Source organism: Stenotrophomonas sp. STEN030, from assembly GCF_056759995.1.
The window spans coordinates 1-15,841 of the sequence record NZ_JBRREB010000004.1; the positions used below are offsets into that span (position 1 = coordinate 1).

The 15,841-nt window shown below is 63.8% G+C and carries 19 protein-coding genes; 16 read left to right on the top strand and 3 right to left on the bottom strand.

Annotation, left to right across the window (positions count from 1 at the left end):
* Nucleotides 1-263 precede the first annotated feature (263 nt).
* From eno to truD, 5 genes are read left to right on the top strand one after another with little or no spacing between them, the layout of a single operon-like run.
* Nucleotides 264-1,556, top strand: a complete 1,293-nt coding sequence (eno, locus tag ACVOLR_RS01810) for a phosphopyruvate hydratase (protein WP_481534925.1) — start codon at nt 264-266, stop codon at nt 1,554-1,556.
* A 5-nt stretch (nt 1,557-1,561) separates the two neighbouring features.
* Nucleotides 1,562-1,939, top strand: coding sequence for a cell division protein FtsB (gene ftsB, locus ACVOLR_RS01815; protein WP_481534926.1), 378 nt, complete (start codon nt 1,562-1,564; stop codon nt 1,937-1,939).
* Complete coding sequence (gene ispD, locus ACVOLR_RS01820; protein WP_481534927.1) at nt 1,936-2,634, top strand: 2-C-methyl-D-erythritol 4-phosphate cytidylyltransferase; 699 nt, start codon at nt 1,936-1,938, stop codon at nt 2,632-2,634. The genes ftsB and ispD overlap by 4 nt, the downstream gene beginning before the upstream one ends.
* Before the next feature lie 45 nt (nt 2,635-2,679).
* Nucleotides 2,680-3,180: a 2-C-methyl-D-erythritol 2,4-cyclodiphosphate synthase gene (gene ispF, locus ACVOLR_RS01825; protein ID WP_481534928.1), complete on the top strand. Its 501-nt coding sequence runs from the start codon at nt 2,680-2,682 to the stop codon at nt 3,178-3,180.
* On the top strand, nt 3,177-4,268 hold the full coding sequence (truD, locus tag ACVOLR_RS01830) for a tRNA pseudouridine(13) synthase TruD (RefSeq protein ID WP_481534929.1): 1,092 nt from the start codon (nt 3,177-3,179) through the stop codon (nt 4,266-4,268). Before ispF ends, truD begins: the two co-directional genes overlap by 4 nt.
* Before the next feature lie 170 nt (nt 4,269-4,438).
* Here truD and ACVOLR_RS01835 read toward each other — a convergent pair whose 3' ends face one another.
* Nucleotides 4,439-4,978 (bottom strand): Smr/MutS family protein, encoded by a 540-nt coding sequence (locus tag ACVOLR_RS01835; RefSeq protein ID WP_481509091.1) that lies wholly within the window; start codon nt 4,976-4,978, stop codon nt 4,439-4,441.
* 181 nt (nt 4,979-5,159) lie between these two features.
* On the opposite strand from ACVOLR_RS01835, the gene surE reads away from it, so the two are divergent.
* From surE to ACVOLR_RS01855, 4 genes are read left to right on the top strand one after another with little or no spacing between them, the layout of a single operon-like run.
* Nucleotides 5,160-5,939 carry a 5'/3'-nucleotidase SurE gene (surE, locus tag ACVOLR_RS01840; RefSeq protein ID WP_481534930.1) on the top strand — a complete coding sequence of 260 codons (780 nt, stop codon included), beginning with the start codon at nt 5,160-5,162 and terminating at the stop codon, nt 5,937-5,939.
* Complete coding sequence (locus ACVOLR_RS01845; protein ID WP_481534931.1) at nt 5,936-6,613, top strand: protein-L-isoaspartate(D-aspartate) O-methyltransferase; 678 nt, start codon at nt 5,936-5,938, stop codon at nt 6,611-6,613. Before surE ends, ACVOLR_RS01845 begins: the two co-directional genes overlap by 4 nt.
* 19 nt (nt 6,614-6,632) lie before the next feature.
* Entirely contained in the window at nt 6,633-7,247 is a 615-nt protein-coding gene (locus tag ACVOLR_RS01850) for a YqaA family protein (protein ID WP_481534932.1), read from the top strand.
* Nucleotides 7,244-8,020: a peptidoglycan DD-metalloendopeptidase family protein gene (locus tag ACVOLR_RS01855; RefSeq protein WP_481534933.1), complete on the top strand. Its 777-nt coding sequence runs from the start codon at nt 7,244-7,246 to the stop codon at nt 8,018-8,020. The genes ACVOLR_RS01850 and ACVOLR_RS01855 overlap by 4 nt, the downstream gene beginning before the upstream one ends.
* A 353-nt stretch (nt 8,021-8,373) precedes the next feature.
* On the opposite strand, the gene ACVOLR_RS01860 is transcribed toward ACVOLR_RS01855, so the two are convergent.
* On the bottom strand, nt 8,374-8,754 hold the full coding sequence (locus ACVOLR_RS01860; RefSeq protein WP_481534934.1) for an Mth938-like domain-containing protein: 381 nt from the start codon (nt 8,752-8,754) through the stop codon (nt 8,374-8,376).
* Nucleotides 8,755-8,770: 16 nt separating this feature from the next.
* The gene (gene yhbY, locus ACVOLR_RS01865) at nt 8,771-9,076 is read right to left on the bottom strand and encodes a ribosome assembly RNA-binding protein YhbY (protein ID WP_481514861.1); all 306 of its coding nucleotides are present in this window, start codon (nt 9,074-9,076) and stop codon (nt 8,771-8,773) included.
* 64 nt (nt 9,077-9,140) lie between these two features.
* On the opposite strand from yhbY, the gene rlmE reads away from it, so the two are divergent.
* The 7 genes from rlmE (at nt 9,141) to hflX (ending at nt 15,723) form a co-directional block, all read left to right on the top strand.
* Nucleotides 9,141-9,773 carry a 23S rRNA (uridine(2552)-2'-O)-methyltransferase RlmE gene (rlmE, locus tag ACVOLR_RS01870; protein ID WP_481534935.1) on the top strand — a complete coding sequence of 211 codons (633 nt, stop codon included), beginning with the start codon at nt 9,141-9,143 and terminating at the stop codon, nt 9,771-9,773.
* A 58-nt stretch (nt 9,774-9,831) separates the two neighbouring features.
* Nucleotides 9,832-11,757 carry an ATP-dependent zinc metalloprotease FtsH gene (ftsH, locus tag ACVOLR_RS01875; protein ID WP_481514863.1) on the top strand — a complete coding sequence of 642 codons (1,926 nt, stop codon included), beginning with the start codon at nt 9,832-9,834 and terminating at the stop codon, nt 11,755-11,757.
* A 115-nt stretch (nt 11,758-11,872) separates the two neighbouring features.
* Entirely contained in the window at nt 11,873-12,061 is a 189-nt protein-coding gene (locus ACVOLR_RS01880; protein ID WP_481534936.1) for a hypothetical protein, read from the top strand.
* 107 nt (nt 12,062-12,168) lie between these two features.
* Complete coding sequence (gene folP, locus ACVOLR_RS01885) at nt 12,169-13,065, top strand: dihydropteroate synthase (protein ID WP_481534937.1); 897 nt, start codon at nt 12,169-12,171, stop codon at nt 13,063-13,065.
* Nucleotides 13,065-14,018: a tRNA (adenosine(37)-N6)-dimethylallyltransferase MiaA gene (miaA, locus tag ACVOLR_RS01890; RefSeq protein ID WP_481534938.1), complete on the top strand. Its 954-nt coding sequence runs from the start codon at nt 13,065-13,067 to the stop codon at nt 14,016-14,018. The genes folP and miaA overlap by 1 nt, the downstream gene beginning before the upstream one ends.
* A gap of 92 nt (nt 14,019-14,110) precedes the next feature.
* On the top strand, nt 14,111-14,398 hold the full coding sequence (gene hfq / locus ACVOLR_RS01895) for an RNA chaperone Hfq (protein ID WP_057628256.1): 288 nt from the start codon (nt 14,111-14,113) through the stop codon (nt 14,396-14,398).
* A gap of 14 nt (nt 14,399-14,412) precedes the next feature.
* Nucleotides 14,413-15,723, top strand: a complete 1,311-nt coding sequence (gene hflX / locus ACVOLR_RS01900) for a ribosome rescue GTPase HflX (RefSeq protein WP_481534939.1) — start codon at nt 14,413-14,415, stop codon at nt 15,721-15,723.
* The last annotated feature ends 118 nt before the right edge of the window (nt 15,724-15,841 follow it).

Below are 15,841 nucleotides of genomic sequence, written 5' to 3' on the forward strand. Positions count from 1 at the left end.
GGGGGGGGGGTGGGTGGGTTGGTGCGCGCCCCCGCCCGGCGCCACCGGCGGCGGCCCCCGCCCCCCCCCCGCCCCCCCGCCCCCCCCACTACAGGAGGCATCAAACAAGGCCCGCCCAGCGCGGGCCTTGTCCGTTTCAGCTGCCCACGCCGCTTTCAGGCGAAAGCAACGGCCGCGCCAGCCTGCGCTTCGTTTAAACTCCCGGCTGGTATTTGTGTTTCCCGTCGATAACAGACTCTCCTGAACGAGCCTAGCCCCCAGACATGACCAACATCGCCAAGATCCACGCCCGTGAAATCCTCGACAGCCGTGGCAACCCCACGCTGGAAGCCGAAGTCACCCTGGCCGACGGCTCGTTCGGCCGCGCTGCCGTCCCGTCCGGCGCTTCGACCGGCACCAAGGAGGCCGTGGAGCTGCGCGATGGCGACAAGACCCGTTACCTGGGCAAGGGCGTGCGTAACGCCGTAGGCAATATCAACGGCACCATCGCCACCGCACTGGCCGGCTTCAACGCCGAAGACCAGGAAGGCCTGGATCGTCGCCTGATCGATCTGGACGGCACCGAGAACAAGGGCCGCCTGGGCGCCAATGCGCTGCTCGGTGTTTCCATGGCCGCCGCCCACGCAGTCGCCGCTTCGAAGAAGCAGGCGCTGTGGCAGTACCTGGCCAGCAAGACCGGCGCTGCGCCGTCGCTGCCGGTGCCGATGATGAACATCATCAACGGTGGCGCACACGCCGATAACAACGTCGACTTCCAGGAGTTCATGGTGTTGCCGGTTGGCTTCAGCTCGTTCAGCGAATCGCTGCGTGCGGGTACCGAAATCTTCCACGCGCTCAAGTCGGTGCTGAAGAGCCACGGCCTGAGCACTGCGGTGGGTGATGAAGGCGGCTTCGCGCCGGACTTCCGCAGCAACGTCGAAGCCCTGGACACCATTCTGGAAGCGATCGGCAAGGCCGGTTACAACGCTGGCGAAGACATCCTGCTCGGCCTGGACGTGGCTTCCAGCGAGTTCTACGAGAATGGCAAGTACAACCTGGTCGGCGAGAACAAGCGCCTGACCTCCGAGCAGTTCGTTGACTTCCTGGCCGACTGGGCCGCGCAGTACCCGATCATCAGCATCGAAGATGGCCTGGCCGAAAACGACTGGGCCGGTTGGAAGCTGCTGACCCAGCGCATTGGCAACAAGGTGCAGCTGGTCGGTGACGATCTGTTCGTCACCAACCCGAAGATCTTTGCCGAAGGCATCGAGTCAGGCACCGCCAACGCCATCCTGATCAAGGTCAACCAGATCGGCACCCTGACCGAAACCCTGGAAGCCATCGCCATGGCCGACAAGGCTGGTTATGCGGCCGTGGTCTCGCACCGTTCGGGCGAAACCGAAGACACCACCATCGCCGACATCGCCGTGGCCACCACCGCCACCCAGATCAAGACCGGCTCGCTGTGCCGCAGCGATCGCGTGGCCAAGTACAACCAGCTGCTGCGCATCGAGGAAGCCCTCGGCAGCGGCGCGCGCTATGCCGGTCGTGATGCGTTTGTCTCGCTTAAGCGCTGATCGTCATGCGTAATTGGCGCTGGCTGCTGCTGGTGCTGGCGGTACTGCTGGGATTGCTGCAGTACCGCTTCTGGTTTGGCCAAGGCAACTCGGGCGAAGTGATGATGCTCGAGGCGCAGGTGGCCAACCAGAAGCGTGACAACGACGGTCTACAGCAGCGCAATGATTCCCTGGCGGCCGAAGTCCAGGATCTCAAGGATGGTGAAGCTGCCATCGAAGAGCGTGCGCGCAGCGAGCTGGGCATGATCAAGCCGGGTGAAAAGTTCTACCGGGTCGTCGAAGACGCGCCGGTAGCTGCTCCCGTGGTGCCTGCGCCTGCAGCGGCAACGACAACGCCGGCCGGGCAGGGCAATCAGCAGTCGCCACCGGAGAACATCCCTTGATCGTGCAGACCTGGGCGGTGGTTCCCGCAGCTGGGCGCGGTGCACGCTTCGGCGGGCCGGTGCCCAAGCAGTACCTGCTGGCCGATGGTGAGCCCCTGCTCGCCCATGCCCTCCAGTCCTTGCTTGCCCACCCCGGCGTAGCCGGGGTGATGGTGGCCATTGCCGAGAACGATGCCGATTGGCCGGGCTGGACCTCGTTTGCCGACAAGCCGGTACTTACCTGCGTGGGAGGAGAGACCCGCGCAGCATCGGTATTGGCCGGCCTTCAGGCTCTGCCGGATAGCGTACGTGCCGATGATTTCGTGCTGGTCCACGATGCTGCCCGGCCAAATCTTGCCGCGACCGATCTGAGTCGATTGCTGGAAGTGGGGCGTGCTGATCCGGTCGGCGGCATTCTTGCCGCGCCGGTGCGCGACACGCTCAAGCGTGCTGGCGATGATGGCGGCATTGATCGCACCGAGCCGCGCGAGCGGCTGTGGCGTGCGCTGACCCCGCAGTTGTTTCGCCGCCATCAGCTGACCCGCGCGCTGCTCGATGCCGCCGCTGCCGGTGTTGATGTCACCGATGAAGCGATGGCGATGGAGCGGCAGGGCGTACGTCCGTTGCTGATCGAAGGCGCGGAAAGCAATTTCAAGGTCACCACCCCGGCCGATCTGGCCCGTTTCGAATTCGAGCTGTCGCGGCGCGGCAGCTGATCCCTTGCCGGCGCGTTGGCGTCGGCTCTGCCAAGAAGTATTGCCATGAACTCTTCTGTTTCCTTCCCTCCCATCCGTATCGGCCAAGGCTATGACGTGCATGCCTTTGGTGAGGGCGACCACATCATGCTGGCCGGCGTGCGCGTGCCGCACAGCCGTGGCGTGCTCGCACACAGCGATGGGGATGTGGCCCTGCATGCGCTGTGCGACGCCATGCTTGGTGCGCTGGCGCTGGGCGATATCGGCGTGCATTTCCCGCCCTCGGATGATCGCTGGAAGGGCGCGGACAGCAGTCGCTTCGTCAGCCATTGCAACGAACTGCTGCGTGAGCGTGGTTGGCAGGTTGGCAATGTGGACATCACCGTGATCTGCGAGCGGCCCAAGGTGGGTCCGCATGCGTTGGTGATGCGCGAGAAAGTCGCGCAGCTGTTGGCGATCGATCTGGATCGGGTCAGTATCAAGGCCACCACCAGTGAGAAGCTGGGCTTCACTGGTCGCGAAGAAGGCATTGCCGCGCAGGCCGTAGCCTTGTTGGTGGCCGCATGATCGCGCTGCCGCTGGCCTTTGGCGAACCGGTGCTGACTGCGGCCATCCGCAGCGTGCCGGAAGATTTCCAGGTGGATGAAATTCCCGCGTTCGAAGCAACCGGGGAGGGAGAGCACCTGCTGCTCGACATCCGCAAGCGCGGCGCCAATACCGTGGCTATTGCCAAGCAGTTGGCGCAGTGGGCGGGCGTGCCGGAAATGGGCGTCAGCTATGCCGGGCAGAAAGATCGGCATGCGGTGACCACGCAGCGCTTCAGCGTGCACCTGCCCAAGCGCGTGGCGCCGGATCTGGCGCTGCTGGAGTCGGACGAACTGCACGTGCTCGCTTCGACCTGGCACAACCGCAAGCTGCAGCGCGGCGCATTGGCGGGCAACCGCTTCAAGCTGGTGCTGCGCGGCGTGCAGGGCGACAAGGCGGCGATCGAAGAGCGGTTGCAGATTGTCGCCGCACGCGGCTTGCCGAACTGGTTTGGTGAACAGCGCTTTGGCCGTGATGGCGGCAACGTGCCGGCAGCATTGCAGATGTTTGCCGGTCGCCGGGTGCGCAAGGATCAGCGTTCGATGCTGCTGTCGGCGGCGCGCTCAGCGTTGTTCAATCGGGTGCTCGCCGCGCGCGTTGAGGCGGGTAACTGGGACACCGCGTTGGAGGGCGAGGTGTGGATGCTGGACGGCAGTCGTTCGGTGTTTGGCCCGGAGCCGATGAACGAGGTGTTGGCCGAGCGTCTGGGGCGATTCGATATCCATCCCAGCGCGCCGTTGTGGGGCGTTGGTGAGCTGCGCGCCACCGATGCCGCACGGGCGCTGGAGGATCAGGCGCTGGGTGATGAGCAGGCCTTGGCGCTGCGCGCCGGTCTGGAACAGGCAGGGCTCAAGCAGGAGCGTCGTTCGCTGCGTCTCAAGCCCTTGCTGATGCAGCACCAATGGCTGGCCGACGACGTGCTGGAGGTGTCGTTCGCCTTGCCGCCGGGTTGCTACGCCACCGCGGTGCTGCACGAACTGGGTGAAGTAACCGACGCCAGTCGCAATGAAATTGCGGGCACTCCGGCAGCTGAAGCCGAAGTGTCGAGCGAAGATGGCGCCGCCGACTAATCGTTTGGTCAGCGCGTAGCCCGGCTAAGCGCAGCGTAGCCGGGAGGCGGTATCCGGGGGTAGCTCAAGGCTCTGCGCGAACAGCCCCGGGTGCGCTGCGCTTGCCCGGGCTGCCGAAGTGGATGCTTTTCGCTGCTGGAGTGAAAACCTTGGCTGGCCAGGCGGCCGGCTCAACGATTGGCCAGCAACACCAGAACCGCACCAGTGCCGCCCTGGGTGGGCGGCGCCGAATGAAACGCCAACACGTCATTGCGCTGGCGCAGCATGCGGTCGACCAGGTTTTTCAATACCGGCGCACCACCATCTGATTGCAATCCCTTGCCGTGGATGATGCGCACGCAGCCGTGTTCATGCGCGCGTGCTTCCAGCAGGAACTGGCGCAGCAGGTTCTCGGCCTGGGCGGCGGTGGCGCCGTGCAGGTCCAGTTCGTCCTGTACTGAATACTGGCCACGCTTGAGTCGCTGGAACATCTGTGGCGGCAGGTTGTCACGCCGGTAGCTGGCGTTGTCGCCGGCTTCCAGTGGCTTGCTGGAACGTAACAGGCGGGCGAATTCGCCCAAGGCCTCGGATTCATCCTGTTCGGCCATGCGCGCGCGCGGCTTGGGCCGTGGTTTGCCCGCAGCCGGTGCCTCCACCTGGCGCATCGGCGTCACTTCGCCAATGGCCGAGCGGAACAGTGCGGCGTCATCTTCTTCATCTGGGTACGACATTTGTACAGCGTAACGTGCGCGCGGTCGCAGGCAAGTCCCGCGAGGGTGGAAAGTGCCGCGGCGCATTCCGGTATCATGGCCGCTCAGGTCGGTCCGTCACGGTGATGTACTAACCGGAGGTTCCGGCGATTGCGGCGCTGAGTGGGAGCGTCGCGTGTTGATCCAGTAACCCAGGCCTTTAATGCGCGTACTTGTATCAAATGACGATGGTGTGGACGCCCCCGGCATCAAGATGTTGGCCGAGCAGCTTCGCAACGCCGGACATGAAGTCACCGTGGTGGCACCGGACCGTGATCGTTCTGGCGCTTCCAACTCACTCACGCTGGATCAGCCGGTGCGTCTGCGCCGCATTGACCACTACACCTGTGCGGTAGCGGGTACGCCCACCGACTGTGTGCACCTGGCGCTGACCGGCATGCTCGAATTCGAACCGGACATCGTGGTGTCGGGCATCAACAATGCCGCCAACCTCGGCGATGACGTGATCTATTCGGGCACGGTGTCGGCGGCGATGGAAGGGCGCCACCTCGGCCTGCCGTCGGTGGCGGTGTCGCTGGTCACGCACAAGCACGAAGCCAAGAACTTCCTTACTGCCGCGCGCGCGGCGGTGGAGATCGTGTCCCGGCTGATCGCCGATCCGTTGCCGGCCGACACCATCCTCAACGTCAACGTGCCGGACCTGCCATGGGACGAGATCCGTGGCTTTGAGGTCACCCGGCTTGGCAACCGCCATCGTGCCGAAGCCTGTGTTCCGGCAACCGATCCGCGCGGCAATACCGTGTACTGGATCGGCCCGGCCGGCAGTGAGCAGGACGCCGGTCCCGGCACCGACTTCCACGCGGTGCGCACCGGGCATATTTCGATCACCCCGATCCAGGTCGACCTGACCCGCTATTCGGCCCTGGAAAAGGTCGCCAGCTGGGTGGGTGGGCTGACCGAAACCCTGGGGACGCCTGAATGACGCCGCGTATGCGCCTGCAGCCGGAGGCCGTGGGTATCGGCATGACCTCGCAGCGGGTGCGCGACCGTCTGGTCGATCGCCTGCGCGAAGTGGGCATTGCCGACGAGGCCACGCTCAATGCCGTGCGGGTGGTGCCGCGTCACTTGTTCATTGATGAGGCACTGGCCTCACGCGCTTACGAAGATACTGCGTTGCCGATCGGCCATGGCCAGACCATCTCCCAGCCTTGGGTAGTGGCGCGGATGACCGAGGTAGTGCTGGCTGTCGCGCCGAAAAAGGTGTTGGAAGTCGGCACCGGCTCGGGTTACCAGGCCGCCATCCTCGGTGCGCTGGGTCTTGAGGTATTCACCGTCGAGCGTATCGGCGACCTGCTGCGGCAGGCGCGCAAGCGCTTCCGGCACCTGGGCATGAACATCCGCACCAAGCATGACGACGGCCGCATCGGCTGGCCTGAGCACGGCCCGTACGATGCCATCGTGGTGACGGCTGCTGCGCCGGCGCTGGTGGATGCCTTGATCGACCAGCTGGCCGTGGGCGGCCGCTTGGTCGCGCCGGTTGGCGGGCCCGGCGGACAGGTGCTGTTGCAACTGACCCGACAGCCAGATGGCACCATTACCCAGGAAGAGCTGGCACCGGTGAGCTTTGTGCCGTTGTTGCCGGGCATGCTGGACTGAGAACAGGATTACTCACTGAATGAAGATTTTCGGGCCGTTATACGACCGTGCCATGGTCTGGGCTGCCAATGAGCGCGCGCCCACCTATTTGACCGTGCTGAGTTTCATCGAGGCCATCATCTTCCCGGTGATGCCGGAAGTGATGCTGATGCCGATGTGCGTGGCACAGCCACGCAAGGGCTGGCGTTTCGCGACCCTGAGCCTGGCTGGCTCGATGGTCGGCGCGATGGTGGGTTACGCGCTGGGCCATTACGCCTTCGAGGCGCTCAAGCCGCTGTTCGAGGCAATGGGCATGCTGCCGGCGATCGAAACTGGCATTGCCACCCTGCAGGCCAAGATGGCGGAGTCGCCATGGGCGGTGTTCACCTTCCTGGTGCTGGGTGGTTTCATGCCGATCCCGATGAAGGTCTTCACATGGGCCTCGGGTATCGTCGGCGTGCCATTGCCGCAGTATGTGCTGAGCATGCTGGTCGGCCGTGGCAAACGGGTTTATTTGTTGGCAGCGGTGATCCGCTTCGGCGGCGCACAGGCGGCTGAACGGTTGCGGCGCTGGATTGAGCCGTTGGGCTGGATTGCCACCGCGTTGGTGGTTGGCCTGGTGGCGTGGCTGGTCTGGAGGGCTAAATTCGCATGAATGCATTGATGTTGGGCAAGGGCTTGAACAGGGCGCTGGCGGTGCTGGCCGTGGTCTCGTTGGCAGCGTGTGGCACTGCTACGGTGGTCAAGCCTTCGAGCGGAAGCTCAGGCTCGTCCACTTCCACCACGCCGCGCACCTCGGTGGCCAAGCCTGGGCAGACGGCGCTAGTGCGTCGTGGCGATACTCTGTTCGGTATCGCCCGGATCAACAACATCACCCCGCGTGATCTTGCCGCCTGGAATGGCTTGTCCGAGCCCTACACGATCTATCCGGGGCAGGCTCTGCGTCTGTATCCGGGCGGTGCGGCGGCCACTCGGCCAGCAACCGGTGGCTCGACGACGGCCGCCGCGCGTCCGGTAACGCCGCCAACGGTTGTCACGCCGACCCCGGTCAATAGTGGCATCGGCTGGCGTTGGCCTGCCGAGGGCGCCGTGGTTGGTCGTTTCGTGGCCGGTGAGGCGACCAAGCAGGGCGTGGATATCGCTGGCAGCAGTGGCCAGGCTGTACGTGCTGCTGGTCCTGGCGTGGTGGTGTATTCCGGCGCAGGTCTGGTTGGCTATGGTGAACTGATCATCATCAAGCACAACGACCAGTGGCTGTCGGCCTACGGCCACAACCGCAAGCGTCTGGTCAATGAAGGGCAGAACGTGAAGGCAGGCGACCAGATCGCCGAGATGGGCCGTACCGGCACCTCGCGTGACATGCTGCACTTCGAGATCCGCTACAACGGCAAGCCGGTCGACCCGCTGGTCTATCTGCCGAAGAAGTAAGCGCCTGTTGCAACCAGTCCGTAGTGCCGAGCCATGCTCGGCAGGGGCTTTCCCCGCCAAGCCGCACCGTAGTGCCGAGCCATGCTCGGCAAGGGCTTTCCCAGCGGTGCGTCATTGCGCACCGATCTTGTGGGAGCGGCGTAAGCCGCGAAGCTGTGAACTATCTGATGCATTGCCTGTAAAGCCCCTGCCGAGCATGGCTCGGCACTACGGGGCGGCATTTGGCCTTGCGGGCGTGGGCTGCGAATCAGGCGTGGTTGGGATTGCTGGCATGCCTACGGGCTGATTGACCGTCAGCTTCGCGGCTTACGCCGCTCCTACAAGAAAGCCCCAGCGCGGCATGGCTGCGCTCTCTACGGCGTGCTTTCCAGAATGATGGCCATCACCACGCGGCGGTTCTCGCCGGCCAGCACGTTGTAGGTGCGTGCGGCCGAGGCGTTGTTCATCACCTCGATGCCGATGCCGCGGGTCAGGCAGGCTGCCATGATCGCGGCCGGCGGGAAGATCTGCTTCTCACCCGTGCCAAGGATCACCAGCGCCGGATTCAGTTCCAACGCTGCGTCCAGATCTTCGGCGCGCAACTCGGCCACCGAGGCGACCGGCCAGTCTTCAATCAAACTGTTCGGCGCGAGGATGAAGCTGCGGTTCAGTGCGCGGTCGTTCACCTGCGCATGGCGGCCATCGGCCGAGCGCAGGGAATAGATGTAATCAGGAAGCTCGCGACTGAACTGCATGGGTATTCCTCGGCTATCAGCCGCGCGGCAGCACGATCTGACGCTTTTCCTTGGCCGGGCGATACAGCACGGCGACGTGGCCGATGCGCTGCACCAGGGCGGCGCCGCTGGCCTGGACCAGCTCGTCGATCAGGGTGTCGCGGGCTTCGCGGTCTTCTGCAGCAACCTTCACCTTGACCAGTTCATGGCGCTCCAGCACCTCGTCCAGCTCGGCCAAAAAGGCCGGAGTGACCCCTTTGCCACCGATCTGCAACAGTGCTTTCAGGTCGTGCGCGGTGCCGCGCAGGAATCGGTTCTGGGCCGAGGTCAGGACGATGGACATGCAGGACTACAGGTAATCAAGGGGGTTCAGGGTATCATGACCACCCCTGTGAGCCCCATTACCGATGCCTTCCCGTAGCAAAAGTAGCCAGCGCTGGCTGAAAGAACACTTCTCCGATCCTTTTGTGAAAAAGGCCCAGAAGGAGGGCATGCGCTCGCGCGCGGCCTACAAACTGGAGGAGCTGCTGGAGCGTGACCGGCTGCTGAAGCCGCATATGGTGGTGGTCGATCTGGGTGCCGCGCCGGGCGGCTGGTCGCAGCAGGTGCGCAGGCAGATGGGCGACACCGGCCGCGTGCTGGCGCTGGATATCCTGGAGATGCCGCCGCTGGCTGGCGTGGAGTTCCTTCACGGAGACTTCAGGGAGCAAGACGTTCTATCGCAGTTTGAAGCCATGCTCGGCAATGTGCCGGTAGACCTTGTGCTGTCGGATATGGCCCCCAATAAGAGTGGTATGGATGCGGTTGACCAACCGCGGATGATGCACCTGGCGGAGTTGGCGATGGATTTTGCCGACAACCATCTCAAGCCGGGCGGGGCGTTCCTGATCAAGTTGTTCCAGGGCGTCGGCTTTGATGACTACGTGCGTGAAATGCGCCGTCGTTATGACAAGGTCGCCATTCGCAAACCGGACGCTTCACGCAAGCGTTCATCCGAGGTTTATGCCTTGGGGCAGGGCAAGCGTACCCAGATAAAGTAAGCTCAGCCATACGACTTTTCAGCATTTAGTATCTAGAGGGACACCGGAGCCGATGAGGATGAACGACCTGACCAAGAACCTCCTGTTATGGGTGGTTGTCGCCGTCGTGCTGATGGTGGTGTTCCAGAGTTTTGCCCCGCGCAGTGGGGCAGCCGCCGCTGGCGATGCACGCAATTACACGCAGTTCCTGCAGGAAGTGGATGCGGGCCGGATCAAGTCGGTTGAATACACCGACAAGACCACGCTGACCACCAACCACCTGCGCTTCAAGCGCGCTGACGGTTCTGACGGTGCGCTGTATGCGCCGGCCGATCCGAAGCTGCTGGACCAGCTGTATTCCAAGAATGTTGAAGTTGCCCGTCAGGAACCGGCAGGCCCGAGTTTCTGGGGCATCGTGCTGCAGTTCCTGCCGATACTGCTGCTGATCGGCTTCTGGATCTTCATGATGCGCCAGATGCAGGGCGGTGGTGGTGGTGCCAAGGGCGCGATGTCCTTCGGCAAATCCCGCGCCAAGCTGCAGGGCGAAGACCAGATCAAGGTCACCTTTGCTGACGTCGCCGGTTGCGACGAGGCCAAGGAAGAGGTCGGCGAGCTGGTCGAGTTCCTGCGTGATCCTTCCAGGTTCACCAAGCTGGGCGGCAAGATTCCGCGTGGCGTGCTGATGGTCGGTCCGCCGGGTACCGGTAAGACCTTGCTGGCCCGCGCCATTGCCGGCGAGGCCAAGGTGCCGTTCTTCGCGATTTCGGGTTCGGACTTTGTCGAGATGTTCGTCGGCGTCGGCGCCAGCCGTGTGCGCGACATGTTCGAGCAGGCCAAGAAGCACGCGCCGTGCATCATCTTCATCGACGAAATCGATGCCGTGGGCCGTCACCGCGGCTCGGGCACCGGCGGTGGCCACGATGAGCGCGAGCAGACCCTGAACCAGATGCTGGTCGAGATGGACGGCTTTGAAGGCGGCGAAGGCGTGATCGTGATCGCTGCCACCAACCGTCCTGACGTGCTGGACAAGGCGCTGTTGCGTCCGGGCCGTTTCGACCGTCAGGTCATGGTCGGCCTGCCGGATATCAAGGGCCGCGAGCAGATCCTGCGCGTGCACCTGCGCAAGGTGCCGGCTGCCGATGACGTGCGTCCGGAAGTGCTGGCACGCGGTACACCGGGTTTCTCCGGTGCCGATCTGGCCAACCTGATCAATGAAGGCGCCCTGTTTGCGGCTCGTCGCAACAAGCAGGAAGTCGACATGAAGGACTTCGAGGACGCCAAGGACAAGATCTACATGGGTCCTGAGCGTCGCAGCATGGTCATGCGTGAGGAAGAGCGTCGTAATACCGCTTATCACGAGTCCGGTCACGCCGTTGTCGCCATGTCGCTGCCCAAGGCCGACCCTGTGCACAAGGTCACGATCATGCCGCGCGGTTGGGCCCTGGGCCTGACCTGGCAGCTGCCGGAGCATGACCACATCAGCAAGTACAAGGAGCGCATGCTGGAAGAGCTGGCGATCCTGTTCGGTGGCCGTATCGCCGAGGAGATCTTCGTCGGTGAGATGTCGACCGGTGCGTCCAACGACTTCGAGCGTGCAACCAAGCTGGCCCGCGCCATGGTCACCAAGTACGGCATGTCCGATGTGTTGGGCATCATGGTCTACGCCGATGAAGAAGGCGGCTATGGCATGCACAGCAAGACCATTTCCGAGGCCACCCAGCAGAAGGTGGACGCGGAGATCCGTCGCATCCTCGACGAGCAGTACAACGTTGCCTACAAGATCCTGGATGAGAAGCGCCAGATCGTCGAGGCAATGACTGCCGCGCTGCTGGACTGGGAAACCATCGACGCCGACCAGGTCAAGGCGATCATGGAAGGCCGCAAGCCTTCGCCGCCTGCAGGCTGGGTGGACAAGGGCGGCAACAACGACCGTGCCGATGATGGCAAGGGTGGCGATGCCCCGCAGCCGGTGGCGCCGATCACCGATCCTGCCGGCCAGCACTGAGCCATCAGCGTCGATGCAACAAGAACGAGCCGGTTTCCCGGCTCGTTTTTTTATGCGCCAGGCCCTGCGCTGGGCGAGAATGGCGTCACTTTGGTTTTCTCAGGTTTCCCTTCCCATGAATGATGCTCCGACGCCGCCCAAGGCACCCTCTGCGAATGTGCCGGAGATGATCATCGCCACCGTGGCCGGTGTCGGTTTCGGGGTGAAGACCAACAACTTTCTGGCCGGTATTTTCATCGGCGTGGTGCTGGGCGTGATCCTGAGCCTGATCGGTAGCCGGATCCGCGCCCGCAACAAGAACTGAGGGTTTATGCCGCCGGTCCAGTTGCACGGTGGGGTTGGCCGGCGACTTCGCTGGAGGGCCGCTGCGGTGGCTTAAACTAGGTGCTGTTGCAGTCCGCCGGAGCGCCCATGTTTGATGTTTTCCCAACCCTTGAATGTGGCGACCGTACGCTGCGGCTGGATCGGCCGCAGGTGATGGGCATCGTCAACGTCACTCCGGATTCGTTTTCCGATGGCGGGCAGCATGCTGATGCTGCTGCTGCCATCGCCCATGCCCTGACATTGGTCGAACAGGGCGCCGATCTGCTAGATATCGGTGGCGAATCTACCCGGCCGGGGGCAAGCCCGGTATCGGTGCAGGAGGAAATCGACCGCATCGTTCCGGTGATTGAAGCGCTGGTTGCGCAGGTGGCAGTGCCGCTGAGCGTGGATACGTTCAAGCCGGAAGTGATGCGTGCCGCGTTGGCGGCTGGCGCGCACATGATCAACGACGTGCAGGCCCTGCGGCAGCCGGGTGCGCTGGAAGCGGTTGCTGGGTCCAAGGCGGCAGTGGTGTTGATGCATGCCGTTGGCGGCCCTTACGACGCGGGTGTTGCCGAGACGTATGTCGATATTGCCGGTGATGTGCAGCGTTTCCTCGCCGAGCGCATTTTTTCTGCGGAAATGGCCGGTATCGGGCGCAAGCGTTTGCTGCTGGACCCGGGCTATGGGTTCAACAAGGACACCGCGCAGAATTTTGCTTTGCTGGCCGCACAGGATCGCTTGAACGAGCTGGGCGCGCCGGTGCTGGCGGGCTTCTCGCGCAAGCGCTGCATTGGTGATGTCACCGGCAGAGCGCTTGCTGCCGAACGTATGGCCGGTTCGCTGGCCGCGCATCTGCTGGCGGTGCAGAAGGGCGCGATGATGGTGCGTGTGCATGACGTGGCCGCCACCGTTGACGCGCTCAAAGTGCTGGCTGCGTTCGCTGCGGTACCCGCGCCGCGTGCCGACAAGCCTGCAATGCCGCGCTGGCCGGACGAGGATTGATGGGCATCGATCAACGGCCCTTGGCCATTGCCTTGATGGGCCCGACCGCCTCGGGCAAGACCGCGGCGGCCATTGCTCTGGCCAAGGCGCATGACGGTGAAATCGTCAGCGTCGATTCGGCGCTGGTTTACCGTGGTTTGGACATTGGTGCAGCCAAGCCAGACGCCGCCGAGCAGGACGGCATCCGCCATCACCTGCTGGATCTGCGCGACCCCTGGCAGACCTATTCGGCCGCCGAGTTCTCCGCTGACGCGACGTCTGCGGTGCGTGACATCGTTGCACGCGGCAAAATGCCGATTCTGGCCGGCGGCACCGGCCTGTACTTCCGTGCCTTGCTGCAGGGACTGTCGCCGATGCCTGAGGCCGACCCGGCCATGCGCGCGGCAATTGCCGCCGAGGCCGAGCTCAGCGGCTGGCCGGCCTTGCACGCGCAGCTGGCAGCTATCGACCCGATCGCCGCAGCGCGCATCCACGCCACCGATCCGCAGCGTATCCAGCGGGCGTTGGAGGTCTATCGATTGACCGGCAAGCCGATCAGCTATTGGCAGGGCTTGCCGGGGATCGCGCGCTTGCCGGCGCGGGTGCTGAAACTGGTGCTGGCCCCGGCTGACCGTGCGGTCCTGCATCAACGTATCGAGCGCCGCTTCGACCTGATGCTGGAGCGTGGCTTCCTGGACGAGGTGCGGGCGCTGCGGGCGCTGCCACAGATGGCGGCGGTGGCTACGCCACTGGACCTGCCGGCGGTACGTGCGGTGGGTTACCGGCAGGCCTGGCAGTTCCTGGACGGGCAGGGCAGCGCCGCCGAGTTCCGCGACAAGGGCGTGTTTGCGACCCGCCAGCTGGCCAAGCGACAGCTCACCTGGCTGCGTGGCGAGCTGGATGCGCGCTGGTTTGACCCGGTTCGGGACATGTCTGGTGTGCAGAACGCGGTTTCCCGCTTTCTGCAAGGCTGAGCAAGCGCGCGGCGGTGTACCATCAGGGTTCCGGACGGGCAGGGGATGCCGCCATCGGTCCGGTCCATAAAAACAATAACGAGGAGTAGACGATGTCCAAGGGGCAGTCTTTGCAGGATCCGTTTCTGAATGCGTTGCGCCGTGAGCGCGTGCCGGTTTCGGTCTACCTGGTAAATGGCATCAAATTGCAGGGCACGATTGAATCGTTTGACCAGTTTGTGGTGCTTCTGCGCAATACCGTCAGCCAGATGGTCTACAAGCACGCCATTTCCACCGTGGTGCCGGCGCGCAATGTGCGCGTGGGGCCGGGTGGTGGCTATGTGCAATCGGGTGATGGAAGTCAGGCAGCTGATGACGAAATTGACAACGACAACGAATAAGCAGGTGGCGGCGCATGTTTGACCGCTCTAAAAAGGGCGAACATGCGCTGTTGATCCAGCCGCATGTTGGCCGGTTGGAAGAAGATGTACTGGAGGAGTTCACCGATCTTGCGCGCTCGGCCGGGGCAACTATTGCCGCGACCATCAGTGCACGCATGGACAGGCCGAACCCTTCGACGCTGATCGGCAGCGGCAAGCTGGAAGAAGTGAAGGCTGCCGCCGACGCCACAGGCGCCGATCTGGTGCTGGTCAACCATCAACTCAGCCCGGTACAGGAGCGCAACCTTGAGCGCTACCTGGAGCGCCGGGTGATTGATCGCACCGGCCTGATCCTGGACATCTTTGCCCAGCGTGCGCACAGCCACGAAGGCAAGCTGCAGGTTGAGCTGGCCCAGTTGCGACATATGGCCACGCGGCTGGTCCGCGGTTGGACCCACCTTGAGCGTCAGCGCGGTGGTTCCATTGGTCTGCGCGGCCCGGGTGAAACCCAGCTGGAAACCGACCGCCGCCTGCTGCAGAAGCGGGTGGAGCAGCTGCAGAAGCGGCTGGAAAAGGTCGAGGTGCAGCGCACCCAGATGCGCCGTGCACGCGTGCGCAGCGAAATGCCGCGTATCGCCTTGGTCGGCTATACCAATGCTGGCAAGTCCACCTTGTTCAACGCACTGACCGGTGCGGGTGCCTACGCCGCCGATCTGCTGTTTGCGACGCTGGACCCCACCGTGCGACGTATCACCCTGCCCGGCGGCAACGCGATGCTGGCGGATACCGTCGGCTTCGTGCGCAACCTGCCGCATGACCTGGTGGCGGCGTTCCGTTCCACGCTCTCCGAAGCGCGCGAAGCGGATTTCCTGCTGCATCTTGTCGATGCCGCCGATCCGCTGCGCGAAGAACGCATTGCCCAGGTCGACGAAGTGTTGGAAGCCGTCGGTGCCGGCGATCTGCCGCAGCTGTTGGTGTTCAACAAGATCGATCGCATCGAAGGTGCCGAAGTGCGCCATGACGCGCAGGATGGCGTTCCGGATGAATCACGGCGCGAGCGGGTGTGGGTTTCCGCGCGTGATGGCCGCGGGTTGGAACTGCTGCAATCGGTATTGGGCAAGCGCCTGGGCTTGCAGCATGTCACCGGTCAGGTTCGATTGCCGCCGAGCGCTGGCCGCCTGCGCGCGCGCCTGCACCAGTTGGAGGTCATCCGCAGCGAGCAGGCCGATGAAGAAGGCTGGCTGATCGAGGTGGATATCCCGATTGCTGAAGCTGAGAAGCTGGCAGCAAGCGAGGATGGCGCGGTGATCAAGCCTTTGCTGCCGGAAAAGCTGCCTGAATGGTGATTCGGCGGTTTGTCGGATCGTTGAAGGATGAAGAGACAGCCGGCGTAGTGCCGGCTGTCTTGTTTGTGGGAGCGGCGTGAGCCGCGAAGCAGGCACATCATCAGATGGCACAGCTGCC